At 69.5% G+C, this 17,478-nt stretch carries 16 protein-coding genes; 10 read left to right on the forward strand and 6 right to left on the reverse strand.

Features of this window, described 5'->3' with window-relative positions; all coding sequences use genetic code 11:
• Positions 1–75: 75 nt before the first annotated feature.
• From JD292_RS12485 to JD292_RS09945, 4 genes are all read right to left on the reverse strand, one after another.
• Complete coding sequence (locus JD292_RS12485) at positions 76–1,041, reverse strand: DUF805 domain-containing protein (RefSeq protein WP_200132583.1); 966 nt, start codon at positions 1,039–1,041, stop codon at positions 76–78.
• Between the two features lie 192 nt (positions 1,042–1,233).
• Entirely contained in the window at positions 1,234–1,833 is a 600-nt protein-coding gene (locus tag JD292_RS12490) for a DUF805 domain-containing protein (RefSeq protein ID WP_200132584.1), read from the reverse strand.
• 105 nt (positions 1,834–1,938) lie between these two features.
• A complete protein-coding gene (locus JD292_RS12495) occupies positions 1,939–2,949 on the reverse strand; it encodes a DUF805 domain-containing protein (RefSeq protein ID WP_200132585.1) in 1,011 nt (336 codons plus the stop codon).
• Positions 2,950–3,025: 76 nt separating this feature from the next.
• Positions 3,026–3,712, reverse strand: a complete 687-nt coding sequence (locus tag JD292_RS09945) for a DUF805 domain-containing protein (RefSeq protein WP_200132586.1) — start codon at positions 3,710–3,712, stop codon at positions 3,026–3,028.
• 92 nt (positions 3,713–3,804) lie between these two features.
• On the opposite strand from JD292_RS09945, the gene rbfA reads away from it, so the two are divergent.
• Positions 3,805–4,236, forward strand: a complete 432-nt coding sequence (gene rbfA / locus JD292_RS09950; protein WP_200132587.1) for a 30S ribosome-binding factor RbfA — start codon at positions 3,805–3,807, stop codon at positions 4,234–4,236.
• Between the two features lie 113 nt (positions 4,237–4,349).
• Here the strand turns inward: rbfA and JD292_RS09955 are convergent, their stop codons facing one another.
• Entirely contained in the window at positions 4,350–5,231 is an 882-nt protein-coding gene (locus tag JD292_RS09955) for an iron-sulfur binding domain-containing protein (protein ID WP_200132588.1), read from the reverse strand.
• A gap of 50 nt (positions 5,232–5,281) precedes the next feature.
• Here JD292_RS09955 and truB point away from each other — a divergent pair, with 50 nt between their 5' ends.
• The 6 genes from truB to JD292_RS09985 all read left to right on the forward strand — a co-directional run bounded on the left by truB (position 5,282) and on the right by JD292_RS09985 (position 12,440).
• Complete coding sequence (gene truB, locus JD292_RS09960) at positions 5,282–6,241, forward strand: tRNA pseudouridine(55) synthase TruB (protein WP_200132589.1); 960 nt, start codon at positions 5,282–5,284, stop codon at positions 6,239–6,241.
• A complete protein-coding gene (locus JD292_RS09965) occupies positions 6,238–6,594 on the forward strand; it encodes a hypothetical protein (RefSeq protein WP_200132590.1) in 357 nt (118 codons plus the stop codon). Before truB ends, JD292_RS09965 begins: the two co-directional genes overlap by 4 nt.
• A 227-nt stretch (positions 6,595–6,821) precedes the next feature.
• The gene (locus JD292_RS09970; RefSeq protein ID WP_200132626.1) at positions 6,822–7,118 is read left to right on the forward strand and encodes a WhiB family transcriptional regulator; all 297 of its coding nucleotides are present in this window, start codon (positions 6,822–6,824) and stop codon (positions 7,116–7,118) included.
• Between the two features lie 70 nt (positions 7,119–7,188).
• The gene (locus tag JD292_RS09975) at positions 7,189–10,518 is read left to right on the forward strand and encodes a glycosyltransferase (RefSeq protein WP_200132591.1); all 3,330 of its coding nucleotides are present in this window, start codon (positions 7,189–7,191) and stop codon (positions 10,516–10,518) included.
• On the forward strand, positions 10,515–11,906 hold the full coding sequence (locus JD292_RS09980; protein ID WP_200132592.1) for a DUF5719 family protein: 1,392 nt from the start codon (positions 10,515–10,517) through the stop codon (positions 11,904–11,906). The genes JD292_RS09975 and JD292_RS09980 overlap by 4 nt, the downstream gene beginning before the upstream one ends.
• A 96-nt stretch (positions 11,907–12,002) precedes the next feature.
• Entirely contained in the window at positions 12,003–12,440 is a 438-nt protein-coding gene (locus tag JD292_RS09985; protein WP_200132593.1) for a hypothetical protein, read from the forward strand.
• Between the two features lie 82 nt (positions 12,441–12,522).
• On the opposite strand, the gene JD292_RS09990 is transcribed toward JD292_RS09985, so the two are convergent.
• On the reverse strand, positions 12,523–13,164 hold the full coding sequence (locus tag JD292_RS09990; protein WP_200132594.1) for an MIP/aquaporin family protein: 642 nt from the start codon (positions 13,162–13,164) through the stop codon (positions 12,523–12,525).
• Between the two features lie 125 nt (positions 13,165–13,289).
• On the opposite strand from JD292_RS09990, the gene mtrA reads away from it, so the two are divergent.
• From mtrA to JD292_RS10005, 3 genes are read left to right on the forward strand one after another with little or no spacing between them, the layout of a single operon-like run.
• Positions 13,290–13,973 (forward strand): MtrAB system response regulator MtrA, encoded by a 684-nt coding sequence (gene mtrA / locus JD292_RS09995; protein ID WP_200132595.1) that lies wholly within the window; start codon positions 13,290–13,292, stop codon positions 13,971–13,973.
• A gap of 3 nt (positions 13,974–13,976) precedes the next feature.
• Positions 13,977–15,677 (forward strand): MtrAB system histidine kinase MtrB, encoded by a 1,701-nt coding sequence (mtrB, locus tag JD292_RS10000; protein ID WP_200132596.1) that lies wholly within the window; start codon positions 13,977–13,979, stop codon positions 15,675–15,677.
• On the forward strand, positions 15,674–17,350 hold the full coding sequence (locus JD292_RS10005; RefSeq protein WP_200132597.1) for an LpqB family beta-propeller domain-containing protein: 1,677 nt from the start codon (positions 15,674–15,676) through the stop codon (positions 17,348–17,350). The genes mtrB and JD292_RS10005 overlap by 4 nt, the downstream gene beginning before the upstream one ends.
• Positions 17,351–17,478: the final 128 nt, after the last annotated feature.

Below are 17,478 nucleotides of genomic sequence, written 5' to 3' on the forward strand. Positions count from 1 at the left end.
CGGGGTGGTCAGCGCAAACGCCCGCGGCCCCGCCCGGGGTGGGGGGGGGGCCCGCTGCCGTTCGGGTGCGACCGATCAGACGTCGAAGCGACGGCCCGCGGGGTTCGATCCGAGGATCGTGAACACGAGGACCACGAGGCCCCCGACGTAGGGGATCAGCGCGATGAAGTAGAAGGGTCCAGCGAAGTTGGCGTCGTGGAGCCGGCGCCAGGTGATCGCGAGGTTGGGTACGAGCAGGCCGAGGCTCACGATGAGGAGCAGGATCCCGCCGAGGACAAAGAACGTTACGCCGAGGCCGTTCGCGGGGGCCGTCGCCGGGCTCATGGTGCCGTCGTAGCCGCTGTAGCCGCTGGAGGCGGAGGCGCTCGTGCTCGCGAGGATGATGGCGCCGCCGAAGTAGAGTGTCAGCGGAATCAGGCTGATGAGGAACGTGAACAGCGCTACCCACCAGTACTCGCTGCGCGAGGCGCGGCCCGAGAACTTCGCGAAGGACTTGAAGAACCGCTTGACCGCCTGCGAGAAGGTCGCCCCGTAGAGGGGGCGGGTGAGGTCGTCGGGGCTGATCGCGCCGTTAAAGGGTTCTCCCGGTCCGGGCGGGGGGTACGGGCCCGCCGGGGAAACGGGCTGCTGGTAGGCGCCGGGCTGCCCCATCGGCGCGGCCGCGGTGTACTGCGGCGGTGCCGGCTGACCGTAGGGCGGCTGGCCGGGCTGGCCGTACTGGGGCTGGTTGGGCTGGCCGTACTGGGGCTGGCCGGGGGCTCCGTAGCCGGGGGCGGCAGGCTGCTGGGGTGCCGAGGGTTGCTGCGGCGCGCCGTACTGCGGGGCGGAAGGAGGCTGCGGGGCCTGGTACTGCGGGGCGGGCGGAGCCGGAGGCGCTGTGGGTGCCGACGGCTGCTCGGGCGTTCCCGGGGCCTGGTCGCCGGGCGCTGCGGGGGACTCAGGGGCGGCGGCGTTCGCCGTTTCGGGCGTCTCCGGCTGCGCGGGGTCCCGCGGGGTGGCGTCCTGCTCGCCCGAGGGATCGGGGTTCGGCGGATTGGTCACGTTGTCTTGCCTCCTGGGCCTAGGGTTACGAGTCGATCGGACTCCATACTAGTTCCAAGTCTTTCTGTCTGCTTTGTGTTTGCTTGTTGTTTCCGACTCGTGATCGGCCGTCTCGATGTGTTGCCGCGATGCAATGATTCGGCCCCGCAACTGCATGAGCTGCGGGGCCGGTGGGAACTGCAGAATTGCCGCTCAGGTGTCGAAGCGACGACCGCTCGGGTTCGGGCTCAGGAACATGAAGACGAGCAAGACGAGGGGGCCGATCATGGGGATCAGACCGAGGAAATAGAGAGGACCGGGGAAATTCGCGTCGTGCAGCCGACGCCAGATCAGGGCAATCGTGGGCAGGAGCAATCCGAGGCCGAGCACCAAGATCAGGATCCACGCGATCCCGCAGAGCGTCGAACCGAGCGCAGCTGCGGCCTCGTTCTCGGGCGTTACCACGGCGCCGCCGTAGGAGGGATCAAACGCGCTCGACTGGTAGGTGCCCCCGGAGTTGTTCAGGACGAGGCCGAGGCCGATCATGAGCAGGATGACCGGGATCGCCTGGAGGACGGTCGTGACCAGGGCCATCCACCAGAACTCGCTCCGAGAGGCGCGTCCGCCGAAGCGGACGTATGAGCTGAAGAAGCGCTTCAGCGACTGAGGGAGCGAGGCGCCGTAGAGCGGGCGGGTGAGATCACTCGGGTCGGCCGCGCCGTTGAACGGCTCGCCGGGGCCGGGAACCCCGTATGCGAGCACCGGCACGGGAGCCTGATACGCGTACTGCGGCTGGGGCGGGGTCTGAGTCACGTAAGTGCCTCCTCAACGGGTGTTTCGCTCTGCAATGGAGCAATCGTAGACCGAAACAGACGCGTGTCGCGGAAATTCACCCGCGGGTGAAACGCGAGGACTCGCTCAGTGGAGCGCCGTGTCGAAGCGACGGCCGTTCGGGTTCGAGGCCAGCAGCGTGAACACCAGGAAGACGATGACGCCGACGTAGGGGATCCAACTCAGGAAATACATGGGGCCGGCGAGGTTGGCGTCGTGAAGTCTCCGCCAGGTAATCGCGAGGAAGGGCAGCAGGAGTCCGAGGAACGCGACCACGGTCACCAGACCGAGGAATGACGTGAGGGCGGTCTCGGTGCCCGGCATGAGCGGGCTCGCCGGGGCGACGATCGCCGCGGTGTGCAGCGAGTCGAAGACCGCCGGGCCGCCGTAACCGCCGCCGTGACGATGCTGAACCTCGGAGAGATAGTCGAGCAACATGGACGGCACGATCGTGAGCAGCCCCACGAACAGCATCGACCACCAGAACTCGCTGCGCGACGCACGGCCAGAGAACCGCACGTAGGAGCGGAAGAAACGCTTCAACGCCTGCGGCAGGGTGGCCGCGTAGAGGGGACGCGTGAGATCGTCGGGGTTGACCGCGCCGTTGAAGGGTTCGCCGGGCCCCGGGGCAGGGAACGGGCCGACGTAGGACGGGCGCTGAGCCGCGGCGACGGGGTACGGCGCCGGGTACGCCTGATGCGGGGCGGCCGGGTGGCCGTAGCCGGTGGCGCCGGTGTATGGCGCCTGAGGGCCGTGCGGAGGAGTGGGCAGCCCGTAGCCCGGCTGGACAAAGCCCGGCTGGCCGTACCCCTGCTGCACGTAGCCCTGCTGTCCATACCCCTGCTGCCAGTAGCCCTCTTGCCCGTACGCCGGTCCGTAGGGCTGCGGGCCCTGTTGCTGCGGCGACTGGGGATGCGGTCCAGGGACCCCGGGATCGGCGCCGGGCTGTCCCTGCTGCGGATCGATCGGCGGCTGCGGCACGGCCGGTCCCCGCTGCACGGAGGGCTCCGGCTGCTGCGGCGCCTGTGGCGACGTCGTCGGGTCGGATCCGTCGCCGGCCGTGGGTTCAGGGTGCTGAGACTGCGGGGGGTGCGTCACGGTACCAACTCCAGGGTCGAAGAACTCGGGAACCTCCCATGGTAGTTGCCCCGCACTTGCGCGGCCCGATGCGGCGTCAGTGGGCGAGGAAGCGCCGCCCCTCGGGCTTCGACGGCATGAGCATGAAGACGAGGACGACGATACTCCCGATCCAGCCGAACACCCAGCCGAGGTACGGGATCACGGCGATGAACGAGAGCAGCGCGAGCGGGCCCGCGAAGTCGGCGTCGTGCAGCCTGCGCCACGCGACCGCGAGTGCTGGGACGACGAGTGCGAGGCCGATGAGTCCGCTGATCGCGCCAGCAAGGATGATCACGAGGAGTGCCACACCGATGCCGCTGTCGCTCGGCCGCGCGAGGGCGGTCTCGCTCGCAACACTCGCACCGATGATCGTCATCACGATCCCGACGATGAGCAGGATCAGGGGAATCAACTGCACGATCGCGATGAAGGCCATCGCCCACCAGTACTCGCTCCGCGAGGCGCGGCCGCTGAAGCGGGCGTACGAGCGGAAGAACCGCCTGACCGCCTGCCCGAAGGTCGCGCCGTAGAGCGGGCGGGTGAGATCCTCCGCGGTGAACGCTCCGTCGAAGGGCTCGCCGGGACCGGGCGGCGGGTACAGGCCGCCAGGCGGCACCTGCTGCGCGTAGCTGTAGGCGCTCGCGTCGACATACTGCGGCTGCCCGTACTGGGGTGCGGCGTACTGCGGCGGCTGGCTGGGCGGCGCGTAGCGCGGCTGGCCGCCTGCGTTCGAGTCAGTCATGAATCCCGCCTCCCGTTCAGCAGCGCTGGCGCGCCTGTCTCCAGCGTATGGCCGAACTTCGGAAGGCGGCTGCGAACGCTACAATCGACGCCATGAGCAATCCACGTGCCGGCAAGGTGGCAGAGCGCATCCAGCAGATCATCGCGCGACGTCTCGAGAAGGGGCTGCGGGACCCGCGCCTCGGCTTCGTCACGATCACCGACGTCCGGGTGACGGGCGATCTGCAGCACGCAAGCGTCTTTTACACCGTTTACGGAGACGAGCAGGAGCAGACCGACACGGCCGCCGCGCTGAAGGCCGCCACGGGGATGCTGCGCAGCGAGGTGGGGAAGCAGCTCGGCACTCGCCTCACGCCGACCCTCGAGTTCATCCACGATGAACTGCCGGAGTCCGCGCAGCACATGAACGACCTCCTGGCCGAGGCCCGCCGCCGCGACGAGGAGTCCGCGGCGCTCGCCGCAGGCGCGAAGTTCGCTGGTGAGGCGGATCCCTACGTGAAGCCGCGCGAGGACGAGGAGGCCTAGCTCGCCTCCGATCGAGGGACGGCCCGTCTCGGCGTTCGCCGGTGAGGCTCCCCGATCCGTCCGCGCGAGCCGTGCCCGCCGGGCGCCTCAGCTGCGCTTTCCGCGCGGGGCGATCAGGGAAGCCTGAGCCGATCGGGCCCGGGACCGTCGAGAACCAGCAGGCCATCGGCGAGCAGTGAATCGACGGCCCGCTGCGCCTGCGCAGGATCGTCGGCCGCCGCGGTGATCGCCTCGGTGCGCGCCACCGGGCCCGTCGCCCGACGGAGCAGCGCGAGCACTCTGCCGCGCGCCTGGCGGTCGCTGCCTTCGAAGCGCGCCTGCCTCAGTCGCTTCTCGGGAGCATTGTCGGGATAGCCCGCGCCCCGCCACTCGCACAGGTCCGCGATCGGGCATTCTCCGCAGCGCGGCGCGCGAGCGGTGCAGACGACGGCGCCGAGTTCCATCGCGCCGGCGTTGAAGAGCGCGGCATCCGCGGGATCTCCCGGGAGGAGGGCGGACATGTCGGCGAGATCGGCCTGCGCAGGTATTCCGGCCGCGGCTCGACCGTGAACGGCGCGGGCGATCACGCGCCGCGTGTTCGTGTCGACGACGGGGTGCCGCTCGCCGTACGCGAAGGCGGCGACCGCGCGCGCCGTGTACGGCCCGATCCCGGTCAGCGCCAGCAGGTCCTCGACCTCGGCGGGCACGATCCCGCCGTGCCGCTCGGTGATCTCGACCGCGGCGCGATGCAGCCACAGGGCACGGCGCGGGTAGCCGAGCCGGTCCCACGCGCGCACCGCCTCGCCGGGTTCCTCGCCCGCGAGCGCCTGCGGGGTGGGCCAGCGCTCCAGCCAGGCCTGCCAGCGGGGGAGGACGCGGTCGACCTGCGTCTGCTGCAGCATGAATTCCGACACGAGGATCGCCCACGCGCTCACGCCGGGTTCGCGCCAGGGCAGCTCCCTCGCCGACGAGGTGTACCAGGCGATGATCGGCCCCGAGATCTCCGCTGCGCGCATCGCACCAGTCTAGGGAGTTCGGAGTCAGTGGACGCGGCTAGGCTGGTGCGGTGACGATCGACCCCGCCCCGCTCCCGCCGCAAGGCGGCATTCTGCTCGTGGACAAGTCCGACGGCTGGACGAGCCACGACGTCGTCGCGAAGGCCCGTCGCGCGCTCGGAACGCGGAAGGTGGGCCACGCGGGAACCCTCGATCCCATGGCCACGGGCCTGCTCGTGCTCGGGGCCGGCCCGGCGACGCGCCTGCTGACCCATCTCGTCGGGCTCGACAAGACGTACGAGGCGACGATCCGGCTCGGCACCGCGACGGTCACTGATGATCGCGAGGGCGATCGGATCAGCGCGGCGGACCCCGCCGCGATTGCCGCGCTCGCGGCCGATCCCGGGAGAATCGCGGCGGGGATTGCGCAGCTCACCGGCCCGATCGAACAGGCCCCGAGCGCCGTGAGCGCGATCAAGGTGGATGGCAGGCGCGCCTACGACCGGGTGCGGGGCGGCGAGGACGTCGAGCTTCCGAAGCGTCCGGTCACCGTGCACGAGTTCGCGGCGGGGGAGCCGCGGGCGGCGAGCGAGGCGGACGGTGCGCCGGTTCTCGATCTCGACGCGGTTATCGTCTGCTCGTCCGGCACCTATATTCGTGCGCTGGCGCGGGACCTCGGGGCCGCGCTCGGCGTCGGCGGCCATCTCACCGCGCTGCGACGCACCCGGGTGGGCCCGTTCGACGTGTCGGCGGCCACGCCCAACAGCGAGCTCGCGGAGGGCCGCGCGGGTGTGCTCCTCGAACCGGCCAGTGTCGCTTCAGAGCTCTTCCCGGTCCTCGAGCTGACGGCCGGCGAGACGATCGATCTCGGTCACGGCAAGCGCTTCGAGGTCGCTCCCGATCGCGTGGCCGATGCCCCACTCGTTGCGGCGATCGCTCCTGGGGGCGCGTTGATCGGCCTGATCGAGGTGCGGAAGGGGCGCACGCGGGTCGTGACCAACTTCCCCACTCCCGATGGGGGCAGTAAATGATCACCTGGTACGCCATCGCGCTCATCGCCATCGCACTGGCGAGCGCCGTGCTCTGCCTCGTGTGGGCGCTCAGGAAACGCGGTCCGGATGACTGGACCATGGGTGCGACGCTGCTCGTCGGCGTGCTCCTTCTGGTGCAGATCGTCATCGGCATCGTGCAGCCGCTCGTCGGGAATCCGTCGCGCGGAGACCCGCTCGAGTTCTGGATGTACCTGATCGTCGCGGCAATTCTGCCGTTCGGAGCTGGCTTCTGGGCGCTCATGGACCGGACCCGCTGGGCGAATCTCGTGCTGGCCGTCGTACATTTTTCCGCGGCGGTGATGACCTACCGGATGCTCGTCATCTGGGGGTGAGGCGTGCGGCGTGTCGCCAATGGGAAAGCCATAACTCGCTGAATGTACCGCGTCCCCGAGATCGCGATTCCAACACGCTGGCGTGTCAAAGAGCCTCAAGTTGCACTTGAGGGTTTACACTTCCCGGCTTGACTTGAACGAATCACAACGGTGTAATTGTGAGGTATCGCCGCGGCCCCGCGGCACATCGACTGCGAGGAGAGGAGCACTACGTGAACGATTCACCGATGACTCCAGTCCCCGGTAACTGGTTCGTCGATCCCGTGTTCCTCGGTGTCCCCGGGGTGCGCAAGGAGGAAGACGAGGCGCTTTCGTGGCAGGCTGACGCGCTGTGCGCGCAGACGGACCCCGAGGCCTTCTTCCCCGAAAAGGGCGGCTCGACGCGCGAGGCGAAGAAGATCTGCGAGGGCTGCGAGGTCCGTTCCGAATGCCTCGATTACGCACTTCAGAACGACGAACGCTTCGGGATCTGGGGCGGACTCTCCGAGCGTGAGCGCCGAAAGCTCCGCCGGGAGGCCATGTAACACGCGCATCTGCGCGCCTCGCCGCACGGCACAGCCGCTGCCGCGCGTTCCGGTCCTAGACTGAGCGGCGATGCGCACAAGAGTAACTGCCATTCTGGTCGCCGAGCGCGGTGGCGAGTGGCTCGAACAGACCATCGCCGGGATCTCGGCGCAGTCCGTCGCGCCCGCCACGATCGTCGCGGTGAATAACGGCGGTTCCGAGAGCGTCGGTGAGCAGCTGCTCTCGAGCGGCGCCGACCGCGTCGTCGGCATCACCAACAGGGTCTCCTTCGGCCGCGCCGTCGCGCAGGGCGTGCAGGCCATCCCCGAACCCACGAGCGGCACCGACGAGTGGCTGTGGCTCCTCCCCGAGGACGCGTGCCCGGAGCCCGAGGCGCTCGAGCGCATCCTGAGAGCGGTGCAGAAGGCGCCCTCCGTCGCGGTCGCTGGACCGAAACTCGTCGACTGGGATCATCCCGAGCGCATCATCGAGCTCGGCCAGAGTCTCACCCGGTACGGCGCGCGCTGGCTGCTTCGCCGCCAGGAACTCGACCAGCAGCAGTACGACCACCTCCAGGACGTCTTGGGCGTCGGCCCGGTCGGCATGCTCGTTCGCCGCGACGTATGGGACCAGCTCGGCGGATTCGATCCCGCGCTTCCCGTCTACGACGACGGACTCGACTTCTCCGTGCGCGCCCGCCTCGCCGGCTACCGCGTGGAGGTCGCGCCGACCTCGCGTGTCCGTTTCGCCCAGAGCGGCGTCGCAGGGCCGCGCATCGACCGCCGCCGCTCCGTCATGCGAGCCGCGCACCGGCAAGCCCGCACCTCGCACCTCCACCGGCGGATCGCCTACGCTCCAGCGCTCGTCGCGTTCTTCGAGTGGCTCGGGCTTCCGCTGTACGCGATCGCACGCGTCCTGTGGGCCCTCATCCGCGAGCAGCCCGGCCAGATGCTGGGCGAGTTCGTGTCGGCCTTCGCTGTATTCTTCAAGCCGCATGCGCTCATCGCGTCTCGTCGCAGGATCAGGCAGAACAACACCGCCGGATGGTCGTCGATCCGGCAGCTGAGGGTCGATCCGAAGGCCGTCCGCACCGCGAGAATGATCGACCGCGAGGCGATCCTTGCCTCGAACGGCATGCAACGGCGGGAACTGCATTTCATCTCGTCTGGCGGACTCGCAACCCTCATCGGGGCCGTCGTCGCCGCGATCGCGCTGACCTGGTGGGCGCTCCCGCAGACGAGCCTCACGGGAGGCGGGCTCGCCCCGCTGAGCCCGATCGGCGAGCTGTGGTGGAACACGAGGACCCTCGACGGCGTTCCCGCTGATCCGTTCACGTGGGTGCTCGCGCTGCTCGGCACCCTGACGTTCTGGAATCCGTCGCACGCGGTGGTGCTGTTCATGATCCTGGCGATCCCGCTCGCGGCGCTCGGCGGATGGATCTGGGCGGCGCAGCTGACGGAGTCGCGCGCCGGTCGCGCGCTGCTCGGCATCGGATTCGCGCTCAGCCCGGTGCTGCTCGGCTCGATCGACGCTGGCCGACTTCCCACGCTCGTGCTCGCCGTGGTGCTGCCGTGGCTGCTCCTCGCCGGTTCGCGCTGCCGCGAGTCCTGGAGCTGGGCCGGCACGGCCTCGCTGCTCGCCGCGGTGGCGCTCGCCTCGGCCCCGATCCTGATCCCGGCAGCGATCGTGGTCCTCGTGGTCGGGCTCTTCACCACGATCCGGGGCATTGCGCGCGTGCTCACGACGGCACTCGTGCCGGCCGTGCTCTTCGCCCCGAAGGCGTTCGCGGCGCTGACCTCGAAGCAGCCTCTTGAACTCTTCATGGATCCGGGGATCGTCTCGGTCTTCGAGCCGGGCACGAACTGGCACCTGCTGCTGGGCTTCCCGACCTTCGGCCTTGAAGGCTGGGCTGGCATCCTCGAGGGGATCGGCCTCGGCGGCCCGCCGGCGACGCTGCTCGTCGGCGTGCTCATGCTTCCGATCGCCCTGCTCGCCCTCCTCGGCCTGTTCACCGGTCGCGTGGGCCGCACCATGCTGCTCGCGCTGCTCGGCGGGCTCGGCATGATCACCGCGGTCGCGGCAGCGCAGCTGCAGCTCGCAGCGATCGGTTCGCAGAGCGTGAGCATCTGGACCGGATCCGGGCTCGCGCTGTACTGGATCGCGATCCTCGGCCTTGCCGCAACCGGCGCAGGGGTCCTCCGCCGAGCGGCCGGGCCGATCGTCGCGGTGGGCCTCGTCACCGCGCTCGTCGCGATCGCGCCGCTCGGCGCCCGCCTCATCACCAACGACACCCCGTTCAGCCCCGGGTACTCGCAGATGCCCGCACTTGTGCAGGCCGCAGGCGAGAACGATCCGGGCCTGCGCACCATCGTGATCGACGCCGACGGCTCGCACAGCGTGCGCGCGCACGTCGTCACGGGCACCGGCCTCCGCCTCGACCAGATGCGCACCGCCGCCGAGACGCAGCGCGTGTCCGACGCCGACCGCGTCACCGCAAAGCTCGTCGGTGGACTCGCGAGCGCCGGCGGCGCCGACATCACCGCGGAGCTCGCGGAGGAGCGGATCGGCTTCGTCCTCCTGACCACCGGCGGCGACGCATCGGAGCGTGCCGTCCTGCAGAAGATCTTCGATCAGCAGCAGGCGCTCGTGAGCACCGGCATCACCGAGCAGGGCCTGCTCTGGCGCGTCGGGGAGCCGAAGGGCGCGACGCCCGCGCCCGGCGACGCGAACGAGAAGCTGTTCGGCACCACGCTTCCCGGCACGACCATCTGGATCATCCAGCTCGTCGTCCTCTTCGGCGTGCTGCTGCTCGCGCTGCCGACCGGTGAGGTCACGTACCGCCCCGAGCGCAGGAGGAAGCCCTCGAAGCGCCGCGGCGGTCGCGCCCCGGAGACGACCGTCGTCGCCCCCGTCGCGGTTGATGGTCGCGAACTCGCGGAGCACGACGAGCCTGCTGAACGCGATGAGCGCGAGATCGCCGGGGCCGAGGAAGCGGCAGCTGGCGGCACCGTGATCGCGCCCCACGCGGAGACAGGCGATACCGAATTCGCCGACGATGCCCGCACGGAAGGCGAGGCGCACGCCTCCGCCGAGGCCGTGGGCGAGGAACCCGCGATTGCGGCACCCGCGACCGATGCACCGGCCGAGACCGAGCACGTTGAGAACGCGCACGTCGTGACCGAGCACGCCGAGCCCGTCGAGCACCCCGAGACCATGGCCGCCCCCGATTCTGAGCCGAGCTCGGATGCGGGTGCGGCTGCGGATGCGGATGCGGATGCGGCATCGATTGCGGACGGTGACGACGCCGCGGCTGCGGATGCGGCCGACGCCAGCCGCGCCCCGAACGCAGCGGATGAGGCAAACGCCGCGGACTCCGTGGACACCGACGAGAACGACGAGCAGCGGAAGGACGAGCGATGAGCGACAACAACCGGCTGCTGCGCGGAGGCGCGCGGGCCGTCACGGGCCTCGTCGTCATCGGGGCTGCCGCGGCGGCCGTCACGCTGCTGGGAACCGTGAAGCTTCCCGAGGTCAGCACGAAACCGGCCGCCGTCACGGTCGATACGACCCAGAAGGCGCAGCGGACCCTCGCGTGCGCGGGATCCTTCGCCGAACTCGGCGCCGATCCGGAGCACCCCAGCACCGCCGTCCCGCAGGGCTTCGCCACGGTCGCGGTCTCGGGAACGGGGGAGGCCTCGAAGCTCACGCGCCCGAGCGGTGGCGGCGATCCGACCGTGCTCCGTGCGGACGCCCACGAGACCCTCGGCGCGGCCCAGATTCAGAGCGTGAAGACCGAGAACCTGCGCGGTTCCACGGCGAGCGCCTGCGCCGAGCCGCGCAATGAGCAGTGGCTCATCGGCGGAAGCACCGCGGTCGGTTCCGCAACCACGCTCTCCCTCGGCAACCCGGGAACGGTCACGGCCACGGTCAAGATCAGCCTGTACGACGGCGAGGGCCCGGTCGCGGCGATCAAGACCGCAGGCGTGATCCTCGCGCCGGGGACCCAGCAGATCATCTCCCTGAACGGGTACGCGCCGGAGCGGGATCGAATCGCGGTTCGCGTGTCGAGCTCGGGTGCCCCGGTCACGGCGAGTCTCGGGGTCGGCCAGGTCTCGGGGATCAACCCGTTCGCGGTGTCGAGCGTCACGCGTCAGGGCGAGCCGGAAAAGCACCTGGTCATCCCTGGTGTCGCGAACCAGAGCAACCGGAAGGCCGGCCCGAGCGATGCGGGGGAGGGCGACCAGTTCCCGGTGATCGTCCGCGCGATCGCTCCGAGCGGTGACATCGGGAAAGCGAAGGTGCGCGCGCTCGACGAGGCCGGCCGGAGCACCGACGTCGGAGAGCTCTCGCTCCTCGCCGGCGGGGTCGCCGAGCTGACGATCAAGCACTGGCCCGCCGGGGCGAACGCCGTGGTGATCGATTCGAATCTCCCGATCGTTGCGGCGGTGCAGGGCTCGGTCCAGCACGACGACGATCACGACAACGAGTGGTTCGTCCCCGCACCGGAGATCCTGCCGGACGCCGCGACGGCGGTTCCGATCGTTGACGGCGGCAAGCTCGTCCTCGTGAACCCCGGGGAAGAGTCCGCGACCGTCAGGATCGCCGACGCGAAGGAGAAGGCGAAGACCACGGAGGTCCGGCTGAACCCCGGATCCGCGACGGAGGTGTCGGCTCCACCGGCGGCGCTCGTCACCTCGGACCGGTCGATCCACGCGGGCGTCCGCGTCCTGTCGAACGGAGATCTCGCGGGCTATCCCGTGCTGCCGCTCGATCCGCGAGACGGAACGCTCACGGTCTACAACCGCTGATCGGGGCGCTCGTCGTCCGAGCGGATCCGCACCGGCGCTCGGACCGCGGAGCGCGTGGATCGGGCCTGCGGGGCTCCCGCGCGTAGAATGGCTGGCATGTTCGGTCGTCGACGCGCTGCGCGCGCCTCCTCACGCGTCACCAGGCGCCACGGGCGGCGCCCGGTCCGCTCCTCCCTCGCGGGGCCGACGCTCCCCGATCCCGACGGCAGGGTGTCGCGGTTCGACGTGTACGCGCGCGGCGCCGTCCAGGTGCTGCAGTCGCACTTCCCCGACGAACTCCGGGGCGTCCGGATCAGCTTCCGCACCGCGCCGGTGGAAGAGGGCGAGAGCCGTCTCCCGATGCTCTACTCAGTGGATCGCTCCACGCGCTCGATCATGCTGTATCGAATGCCGATCCAGCGGGCGCGCGGGCTCCACGTGAACGACGACGAGCACCGTCGCTACTTCGTTGAGCACTGCGTCTATCTCGCCGTGTGCGAGTACCTGCAGCGCGAGCCGTGGGAGCTGCTCCCCGGCCGTTTCGACCACTACTGAGTGCGCTGTCCGCCCGCCGGATCCAGGAACGGCGACGGCCCCGGCGGATACTCCGCCGGGGCCGTCGATCAGGGCGCTGTGATCAGGCCTCTGCCTTCACGTGATCGTTCGGGCTGAGGAAGCGGAACACGAGCGCGGCGAGCACTGCGCCGACGAGCGGGGCGAGAATGTAGAGCCACATGCTGCTCCAGGCGAACTGGCCGCTGACGGCGAGGCCGAGGGCCACGGCCGGGTTGAAGCCGCCGCCGGAGATACCGCCGACCGTGGTCGCGCCGACGAAGACGGTTGCGCCGATCGCGAGGCCGTAGAACGAGTTGTTCGGGTGATCCTTCGAGGTGGCGACGTTGAGGACGACGAACACGAGGACGAAGGTGAAGAACGCCTCGACGAGGAACGAGGGGCCGATGTTGATCGGATCGCCGGGAACCGGGCGCTGGAAGATCGCCATCGAGAGCACGGCGCCGATCACGCCGCCGACGCACTGCGCGACCACATAGGCGAAGAACTCGGTGACGGACATCGCGCCGCGGATGAGGATGGCGAGCGAAACCGCAGGGTTGAGGTGGCCGCCGGAGATGTGGCCGGTCGCGTACACGAGGACCATGAGCATGAAGCCGATCGCGGCCGCGGCATTCACCTCGGCGTTCACCGCTGCGATGATGCCGAATACGAAGAGGAAGGTAGCGAGGGCTTCGGTCACCGCTTTGCGTACGGTTCCAGTCATGTCAGCTCACTTTCAATTGCTGTCTGCTAGGGATTTATTTCGCGTCCAGTATCGCAGACAGCGTTCGCCACGGCGCGGAACCTCGCATGCCGGAGTTTCCCCGCCGTTCCCGACATAATGGGGGCATGAGCGCAAGCATCCTGGTGGTGGACGACGACAGGGCCCTGGCCGAAATGCTGGGGATGGTGCTCCAGGGCGAGGGTTTCGCCACGGAGACCTCGGCCGATGGTGCCGAAGCGCTCGAACGCTTCCGCGAGATGCGTCCCGACCTCGTGCTCCTCGACGTCATGCTCCCCGGCCTGGACGGCGTGGAGGTGTGCGAGCGGATCCGCGCCGAATCGGGCGTGCCGATCATCATGCTGACGGCTCGCACCGACACGCGTGACGTGGTGCGCGGCCTCGAGGCCGGCGCCGACGACTACGTGGTCAAGCCCTTCAACCCCGCGGAGCTCATCGCGCGCATTCGCGCCCGCCTGCGCGAGCCCCAGCAGGAGGTCAACGAGTCGCTGCGGGTCGGCGACCTCACGATCGACGTCGCCGCACACGAGGTCCGCCGCGGCGACCAGGTGATCGCCCTCACCCCGCTGGAGTTCGACCTGCTCACCCTGCTCGCCCAGAAGCCGCAGCAGGTGTTCACCCGCGAGGTGCTGCTCGAGAAGGTGTGGGGCTATCAGTACAAGGCGGACACGCGACTCGTGAACGTGCACGTGCAGCGGCTGCGCGCCAAGATCGAGATCGATCCGGATCGGCCGACGATCGTCACCACCGTGCGCGGCGTCGGCTATCGCGCCGGTACGCCCACGGGCTAGCCCATGTCCGCTCGACGGGGGCGTTCGCGGATCCTGACCGCGCTCAGGCGACTGCGGCTGCACTGGTTGCGAGCGACGCAGCCGGTGCTCGGCCCGTACCGGAGCCGGTGGCGCCGGTCGCTGATGTTCCGCACGATGACGATCACTGGTCTCATCACGGGTTTCATGGTTCTCGTCGCGGGGCTGTTCATTCTGTCGAGCGTTGGCGGCGACCTCTACTCCTCCCGCAAGGACCAGGCGCTGCAGGACTCGGCGCGCGCAACGCTCGCGGCACAGCGGCAGATCGACGCGTCCGACGCGGTCGACCGCGGAGGGCTTTCGAATCTCGCGGTCACGGTGCGGCGCACGGTGCAGGACAGCTCGTCGAGCCAGATGGTCTACCTGCGCAGGCAACCGGGGCAGCCGGCGTTCGCGGAGGCGCCGCCGCCGTCGACGACCGACATGAAGCTGCGCGAGGCCGTGAGCGCCGATCTGGCGTCCGCCGTCGCGAGGGGCGATGCGCCGCAGCACTGGCAGGCCGTCACGCTCACCGACGACACTGGGAAGTCATCGCCGGGCATCGTCGTCGCCTCGAGCCTCACCTTCCCCGCGGGAGCCGGTACCTATGACTTGTTCATTGGGTACGACCTGTCGGACACCCAGTCGACCCTGAATTTCGTGCAGCGCACGCTGTTGATCACCGCTGCGGCGATGATGGCGTTCATCGGAATCCTCGTCTGGGTGATGTCCCGGTTCGCGTTCCGGCCGATCCGCGCCGCGGCCGACACGAGCCGGAAGATCACGGCGGGCGAGAGCGATGCTCGGATGCCCCGCATGAACGATGAGCACTTCGATGTGCTCTCGGACGGCTTCAACGACATGGCGGACACTCTCCAGGCGCGGATCACCGAGCTCGACACGCTCTCCGAGATGCAGCAGCGCTTTGTATCCGACGTCTCGCACGAGCTCCGAACGCCGCTCACGACGATCCGCCTCGCGAGCGAGGTGCTGCAGGGATCGGCGGGCGATCTCGGGCCGGTCAATCAGCGCGCAGTGGAGGTGCTCAATGGCCAGGTCGAGCGTTTCGAGTCGCTGCTCACCGACCTGCTGGAGATCTCGAGGTACGACGCCGGGCGGGTGACTCTCGAGACTGAGCCGACGAACCTCGTGGCGCTCGCGAACGAGGTCGTGGGGTCGCTGCAGCCGCTGAGCGCGGGCGTGATCGAGGTGCGGGCGATGGGCGGCTACGTGCCCGTCGAGGTGGATGCCCGTCGGATCAGGCGAATCGTGTCGAACCTCGTGGGAAACGCGATCGAGCACGGCGAGGGGAAGCCGATCGTCGTTGCGCTCGATTCGAACGCCTCGGCGGTCGCGCTCACGGTGCGCGACTGGGGCATCGGCATGGCCGCGGCGGACGTCGAGCACGTGTTCGACCGTTTCTGGCGCGCCGATCCCTCGCGGAAGCGCACGCTCGGCGGCACGGGCCTCGGCCTCGCGATCGCCCAGGAGGACGCTGCGGTGCACGGCGGAACGATCGAGGCCTGGTCCCGCATCGGGGTGGGAACCGTGTTTCGTCTCACGCTGCCCCGTACCGATGGGGTCACGAGCTACATGTCTCCGCTGCCGCTGATCCCCGAGGACGTTGACGCCGGGGGAGATCCGAAGGCAACTGGCGGCTGGCTGCGCAGGCCGGGCCGCAGGATCCGGAAGGAGGGGCGCCGATGAGGACCAGATCCCGCTGGCGTCGGATGATCGCGACCGCGGTGCTCGCCGGGCTCGCCCTGACGGGCTGCTCGACGATCCCCTCCGCAGGGCCGGTGCAGAACGGGCTCCCGGACCTCGAGCAGGCCGAGCAGTACATCCAGTTCAATCCGCAGCGCCCGATCACCGGCGCGAGTCAAGCGGATCTCGTCGCCGGCTTCCTGCAGGCGGGAAGCGCCCCCGCCGATGACTACGCGATCGCGCGCGAGTACCTCACGCCGGCGTACGCGGAACAGTGGGATCCGGACTACGGGGTGCTCGTGGACAACGGCAGCCGTCCGTACCACTCCGAGGGCGATCGATCGGGAGCGCTGTCGGTCTCGGCGACCGCGAAGGTCGACGCCCAGGGCCTGATGCTCCCCGTCGAACCGGGCAGCAAGACCGAGCTGCGCTTCGAGTTCGAGAAGATCGGCTCGGAGTGGCGCATCTCTTCCGCCCCGAGCGGGATCGTACTCGACACGGCGATGTTCCAGACGATCTGGTCGCAGCATCAGCTCTATTTCATCGGCCCTGGCAAGGTTCTCGTGCCGGAATCGCGGTGGTATCTGATCCGCGCCTCGACGGCCACCGAGATCGTGAACGCCCTGATCGAGGGGCCGAGCGAGCGGTTGCGCGAGTCCGCTCGCACGGGCTTCCCCGCGGGTACCGAGCTCGCGAGCGGAACCGTGCCGATCGTCGACGGGCGCGCGCAGATCGACCTCAGCGGGGCGATGCTCTCTGCCGGCCCGGCCGCTGCCTCCGAGATGCGTCAGCAGCTCAAGGCGAGCCTGCAGGCCGTGCGCGCCGTGAACGGCTTCGACTTGCTCGCCGAGGGAACCGCCGTCCGCGAGACCTCCGTGAACCCGGGGGGTGAGCTCCTGGCGTCGGTCGACATCTCGAATCCGGCCGTCGTCGTCAATAAGGAACTCGGGAACCTGGTCACGGGGCAATTCAAGAAGCTCCCCGAACCGCTGGACACGATTCCGGCGCTGGACGCGAGATCGATCTCGCTCTCTCACGACGAGAAGCGCGCGCTCGTGCTCGGTGCGCACGGCGTCAGCCTCGTGCGAGAGGAGGGAACGGACCTGATCGATAATCGGCCGGGCCTGCTGTCGCCGAGCTATGATCTGCTCGGCTACGCCTGGACCACCACGGTGGACGCCGGCCGCACGGTCAGGGTGACGGCGCCCGATGGGACCCCGGCCTCGATCGCCGTGCCGTGGCTCACCGGGCGGCGCACCGTCGCGCTCCGCGTCTCCCCGGACGGGAGCCGGCTTGCGGCGCTCGTCGAGGATGACGGCGGGAGCGAGATCCTCGTCGGCGGCATCGTGCGTGAGAAGACCGGCCAGCCGCTCAGGACCTCGGCCGAGGCGGACGCGCTGCTGTGGGCGAAGGGCCGTCCCGTCGATTTCGACTGGGTGGGAACGATGCGCTTCGCCGTCCTGTCCCGGGCCGATACGGCGACGAAGGTGACCCGCGGCGGGCTCGGCACGTTCCCGACCGAGCAGGGGTCCGTGCCCGGCGGCTCGCGGATCTCCGGGGGTGGAAGCTCGGCTCAGATCAGGGTGCTCGGTGAGGGTGGTGGACTGTTCGCGCCGCAGGCGAGCGGTTGGCAGCGGGTCAAGGGCGACGTGCAATTGCTTGCGAAACGGGGCTGATCAGGAATTTTGTGGGCGCGGTCACATTGGCGATCGTCGTGCACAGATCGACACGTCGCCACTGCTCCCGCGATTCTCCACAGTTCTCGCCGCAGGACTCCGCGAGCCGCGGCGCCGCACCAGCATGG

The organism is Leucobacter edaphi, assembly GCF_016522535.1.
GTDB classification, from domain to species: Bacteria; Actinomycetota; Actinomycetes; order Actinomycetales; family Microbacteriaceae; genus Leucobacter; species Leucobacter edaphi.